Here is a 5,200-nt window from a genome sequence, read left to right on the forward strand (position 1 = left end):
AATCCTGGCGTCCGTGGCCGAGTTCTGTCAGCGAACTTCCGACTCGTACCACTAGGAAAGCGATGCAACAGCGTGATGGAGGCGGCAGCGCGACTTCAGGCGAACCGCTGCCCCGAAATAGATATAGGGCGGGTCTCAAGGGGATGAGCCGCGGGATCTTCCCTTGCGGCTTGAACATGGCGACAGCTATCCGCGCCCAGCACGCGGAGTTCAGCCGGCAGTGCGCTTACTGATTGAAGGCGGAGACGGGATCAGCAGCAGGCCACTGGAGTCGGCAACGACCCTTGCCTGAGGGTACAGCCCGAGAACGTCTTTCAGGTTGCGTTCGAAGTTCTCGCGAAACTTGTACTTGGACGCGTTGCTGCCGAACTGCAGTTGCAAGCCCTCCCAAGGCACTTTGATCGACCGTTCAATGATCGCATTGCGGTACGTCAGCCAGCAGTAGATGTCCATGGCCATGGCCGAGCGTGACAACGCCTTGAGGATCCGAAGGTCGATGGGTACAGGGTTCTGCGCAATGGTTTCGTAGAAGCGCTCGGTGAGCTTGAGATTCGACTGCCACAGCATGGACTCCGCCGCCGACAGAGGGTCCCACCAAGTCTCAATGCTGGCAGAGTCCACGATCCGGAAACCGTCCGACCGCCACTGGACAGCGTCAGGATCGTTGGACACGGAAATGTTGGCCGAGAACAGCCTCTGCATCTGGTTCTTGAGCAGGGTAATGGTGCCGCGTGCTCCGCCAGAAATGGTGTCCTTGCCAAGACTTGTCATGAACTCGGAAAGCGACGTTCCGAGCCGGAGCTCGCGCTCCCGCTTCTTCACGACTTCGGTGGCGATCCACGCCAGGATCAAACGGGGATAGGCACCGTATGGATAGCCGATGCAAACAAGCTCGCTGGCAGTGTATTTCTTGCCGCGTGCGTCAACCTTCTCGACATCTTTGTGCACATAGCCTGGTTGGATGACCAGGCTGACGTTGCCGCTACGCCTACCCCATGCCGGTGGATCGCCCTTGGGCTGCACGTACGGCAACGTTGCATGCACCAGCCATTTTGCGACGAAGCCGATGTTTCCCGATGTCTTCGCGTCCTCGGCTTCTACCGCAAGTGCCTCCTCCCACAGCCGTTGCTGGCGATTTGCATCGGCACGTGCCTGCTCCGCCTTTGAATCACGCTTGACGAGCTTCAGTGATGGCTTTTTGCGGCGGTGCCCCACGAGCGAATCGGGGAGTAATTCCGACTGGATCTTCGACTCGGGAGTTGGCATGACTGGCGGGCTTACTGCAGTGGGGCGGACTCTATCTGATGGCTGTGGCTGTCGTCACGAAGATTCGGGGGAATGAGCCAGCGGTTGGATTTGGCAGCTTTTTGACTTAGTAGTCGCGCGAGGCTCTGTGGCGGGCAACTTCGAACGAAGTTGTCCGCTACAGCGCCGAGTTCCACTAGCTGTGGATATAGAGTCTTACTACAGAGGAATTACAGTAATACAGGAGCGAAAATCATCAATAAAATCAACGACTTGCGAAGCTTCTTCTCCCTGAATCTTCGTGTTTTCTCCCTGAATCTTCGAGAACTTTACCCTGGATCTTCGTGAATTCCCGGATTCACTTCCCCTGAATCAGCGTAGTTTTTTCCCTGAATCAGCGTGGATAACTTCGTTAATCCACAGGGTTATCAACAGGATGCGTCAAATCGGTTCTGTTGAACGCATGGGCAGCAGGCCTTGGCGGCGCCGAGGCGATCTATTCCCCTGAATCTTCGAGCCGATGTCGTGAGCAGGCGACTGCACTGGGCCCCAAGACTGGGTGCGCTGCGCCCGAAAGGTTGGTGAACCTTGTAAGCATCTTCCTTCGAGTCGCCCTTCGGACTGGAATGCCTGCCCTGGCTCTCGACGGCTTGCCGACCAAGAGGTCCGGGTGGTTCGCTGACACGAAGATTCAGGGGAAAGAGGTACTTCAGGCGCCCTGTCTGCGATTCAGCTGGTGTCCTGACCGGACTGAAGTCGCCCCCGATCGCATCCTTGGCGGTGCCGTGCCTTCTGCGCAAGTTGCCTGAGGCCATTCCCTTCACGCCTTTGTCACCTCATCGAACAGATCTCGCACCACCTTGCCGACTTCCTGGTGCAGACGCTCAAGCAGTTCCGGCGAAACGTCCTCCAGCTTCAACTCAAGCTTGCGTTCCTTCTCGAAGAGTTTGAGTGCGCCGCGGCCGTGCTGTCCTTCGAACATGGTCCGGCCCGGTTTCGCGCGCTCGGGACGGTTTGGAGTTTGGCCTCTGAGCTTTGCAAGCTCCTGCTCGAGTTTCGGGACGGTGTTGTCGGCATTCGCCCTGTGAATCCGGGCGACTCCCCAGTCCACGGCGTTCTCTCCGCGACTCGCCACCACTTTCAGCATCTGGCTCAGGCAATACAGGTTGGCAACGCCATGCCAGCGTTCATTGGCGAAAGCGGCTTCAAGAACCTCCATGGGCATGTCAGCAACCGCCAGCGCCTTGGTGACAGCTGTCTCAGAGACTCCCATGGAGGTCGCCAGTTCTTGTTGAGAACTGAATACCTTGTTGTCCAGGAACTGGCGCCACCGCATTGCGTCGTCGAGGAACGTGGTGTCCCGCCGATTGCCATTGAGCGCGCGACTAAGGCGAGCCCGCTCCTGCGGCGTACCGGGTTCGGGGACAACGACGATCTTCAGGCCGGGCAGCGCCACCATGCGGGCGGCACGCAACCGCCGGTGACCTCCCAGCAGCTCGTATTTGCCATCAGCACGAAGGAATGCATGGGCGTGCTCAAGCTGGCCCTGCTCCTTCATGTCCTGCGCCAGCTTCTCCAGTTCCTTCTGGTCAAAGAAAAAGCGCGAGTTCTCCCGGGACTCGACGATCTGGTCCAGCGGCACGGTGACGACACGCTCGCCCGTGAGGCCTCCTGCAATGGCCCGAGCCTGGGCTTGGCCGGCTGGGACGCTGACCTGGGCAACAGGAGGCAATGGCTTGAGCAGGTTGGGGTCCGTGGTTCGCAGACCCGGTCCGTTCAAGAGGGACTCCACGGCAGACCCTCCACCACCCGACCGGCTCTGGGCCTGGGCCCGACGCTGCATCTGGTCAAGTTTGCTGAGCTTCTTCTTCTCTTCCCCAGTCGAGACAGCTTCCTTGGTGGTCATGCCAAGGCCTCCTTGCTCTTCGCCTTATTGCGTCGCTGTGCCCGGCCTCGTGGAAGGATGCCAACGTACTCCGCCAAGTACTTCAGTTGCTGTGACAACTTTTCCCGGGAAGCCTTTCCGGTCATGACCCTGCCGACGCTTGCCTTGAGCGCCGTCATTTCTTCGGCCGCGGCTGAAAAGGCGATGCCTTGCTCTACCACGTCAATGAGCGCGTCCTCGAGTGCGGGTAATGCCAACTCGGGCGCACCGTCCTCAAGGCGCTTCTGAAGCAGGTCAACAATCTGCACCATCTGCTTGACCTGGAGTTTGTGCACATTGAGCTGCGCGTGGACCGCGACTGGCACAACCCACACCGGTGGCAAAGGCCGGGTTGGTGCCAACCGCTTGCGCTCTCCAAGCGCCTTGTGCAGTTCCAGGTACGTCTCGTTCTCCAGCGCGTCGATGTCCGTCTGCCCGGGCTTGGTGGGAATGATCACCACGTCGGCCGCCACGATCGCCGCCAAAGCTTCAGGCGCGTCCTTGGCCGGCAGGTCCACGAGAACGAAGTCCTGGCCTTGCCCCCGATGAGCAATCTGTACCGCGTAACTGGTCAGGTCTCGCTGACCGGTGACCGCATCCACAGGACAGAGTTCCGGATAGGCAAAGACCGGGAAGGCGCTGTTCTGGTTGATAGGTGGCGCGATGTTGGTGCACGAGTGCTGGGCGATGTCCGAGTCAACGATGACGACCCGGTAGCCATGGGCATGAAGCAGGTCGGCCATTGCCAGGCAGGTTGTCGACTTCCCCGTGCCACCCTTGGTATTGAAGAACACGACGGTTTGCATGGGCAGCAGTCTATTTTTGTTTTTGTTGTTGTGGCAAGTATTGCGAACAGATGCTGTTGCGAAAGTGCTATGCCGGCGTCAACGTAAACGGATGGTTTGCGTTCAGGACGGGAGGTGTGTGCTGTGCTTGAGGAGATAAATGGCAAATGGAGCGAAGTTCCTTGAGCATGCGGTAGCGTTTGCGTCCGGTTTCCTTGAGGAAACCGGCCAAGTTGCTCGACGCATCAGAACAACAGACTCTGAAGCAAAAGGCCAACACATGCCTGGCAAGCACAGGCGCCGCTACAGCCGGCCTGTCATGTCCTCCATCTGGTCAATGGGACTGGGTTTCCTTGAGGACACCAAAGCGGGTTTCTCCGTGCCCGCGGCGCCACGGATGACCGTTGCATTCACGCACGTTGATTCCGGTACGTTCGCTCATGCGCCGTGCCGTCAAGACAGTCATCGACGAATGAGCTTCATCAGTTTCCTCAAGGAAACCAGCGCGCGCTCCTCAACGAAGTTCAGACTGCAGCAATGACGCGGCTTGGGCTTTCTGTGCGCACAAGTTGAAATCAGCACAGTACGGAGACTGGGTGCCTGTGCGGTGCTGCCATCCTTACGGTCGCAGAACGCTTGCATGCACGAGCCTCTGAGGCAGCGCCTCTGCAAGATGGCCAACCGAAATATCGGGCATGGAGTTTCCTCAAGGAAACCAGCACACCCTGCAGACCAATCGTGCAGTGCAAGGTCAGTGGTAGGGCCATGCAGAGGAGGTTGGACGCTGATTGGCCTAGTGCTCCGTCGCCGTAGCAATGAAACGTTTGGCACGGTGTGGAGTCTGCCCCGGGTAAGGCAACCGGGACACAGTCATGTTGGCCAAGCAGCATCCGGTGGAACTCAGTGCCGAGGACCACTCGGCGGTAGAGCGCGTGGCGCGCTCGTACCGGCGCTCGACGCGGGAGTGGCTGCACGCTCGCGTCCTGCTGCGCTCAGCCGACGGGGTCGCGGACGCCGCCATTGCGGAGCAGTTGCGCAGCTGCGTGGCGACGGTTCGCCGGGTACGCCGGCACTGCGCTGAAGAAGGTTGGCAAGCCACAGTGTTCCGCCGGCCCCAAACGCACCGCAAGGCCCGCACGCTCGATGGCGCGGGCGAGGCGCAGCTCATTGCGCTGGACTGCAGCGAGCCGCCCTAGTGGCGCGAGTCAGAGGTTCGTTATCAAGTTGACGTCGAGCGCATACTGAG

The 5,200-nt window shown here is 59.5% G+C and carries 4 protein-coding genes; 1 reads left to right on the forward strand and 3 read right to left on the reverse strand.

All coding sequences use genetic code 11. From position 1 onward, the window contains the following. Positions 1-210: 210 nt before the first annotated feature. The 3 genes from Q0741_RS13095 to Q0741_RS13105 form a co-directional block, all read right to left on the reverse strand. Positions 211-1,266, reverse strand: a complete 1,056-nt coding sequence (locus Q0741_RS13095; RefSeq protein ID WP_298233646.1) for a replication protein RepA — start codon at positions 1,264-1,266, stop codon at positions 211-213. A 799-nt stretch (positions 1,267-2,065) separates the two neighbouring features. Continuing rightward, positions 2,066-3,151, reverse strand: coding sequence for a ParB/RepB/Spo0J family partition protein (locus Q0741_RS13100; RefSeq protein ID WP_298233647.1), 1,086 nt, complete (start codon positions 3,149-3,151; stop codon positions 2,066-2,068). Further along, positions 3,148-3,975, reverse strand: coding sequence for a ParA family protein (locus Q0741_RS13105; protein WP_298233648.1), 828 nt, complete (start codon positions 3,973-3,975; stop codon positions 3,148-3,150). Before Q0741_RS13105 ends, Q0741_RS13100 begins: the two co-directional genes overlap by 4 nt. An 851-nt stretch (positions 3,976-4,826) precedes the next feature. Here Q0741_RS13105 and Q0741_RS13110 point away from each other — a divergent pair. Beyond that, a complete protein-coding gene (locus tag Q0741_RS13110) occupies positions 4,827-5,150 on the forward strand; it encodes a hypothetical protein (RefSeq protein ID WP_298233649.1) in 324 nt (107 codons plus the stop codon). Positions 5,151-5,200: the final 50 nt, after the last annotated feature.

It is taken from the genome of uncultured Azohydromonas sp., assembly GCF_937926365.1.
GTDB lineage: Bacteria > Pseudomonadota > Gammaproteobacteria > Burkholderiales > Burkholderiaceae_C > Azohydromonas.

Bases quoted from the DNA above. Each gene is read 5' to 3' on its own strand.
- Q0741_RS13100 (WP_298233647.1), bottom strand. From the start codon at position 3,151: ATGACCACCAAGGAAGCTGTCTCGACTGGGGAAGAGAAGAAGAAGCTC.
- Q0741_RS13095 (WP_298233646.1), bottom strand. From the start codon at position 1,266: ATGCCAACTCCCGAGTCGAAGATCCAGTCGGAATTACTCCCCGATTCG.
- Q0741_RS13110 (WP_298233649.1), top strand. From the start codon at position 4,827: ATGTTGGCCAAGCAGCATCCGGTGGAACTCAGTGCCGAGGACCACTCG.
- Q0741_RS13105 (WP_298233648.1), bottom strand. From the start codon at position 3,975: ATGCAAACCGTCGTGTTCTTCAATACCAAGGGTGGCACGGGGAAGTCG.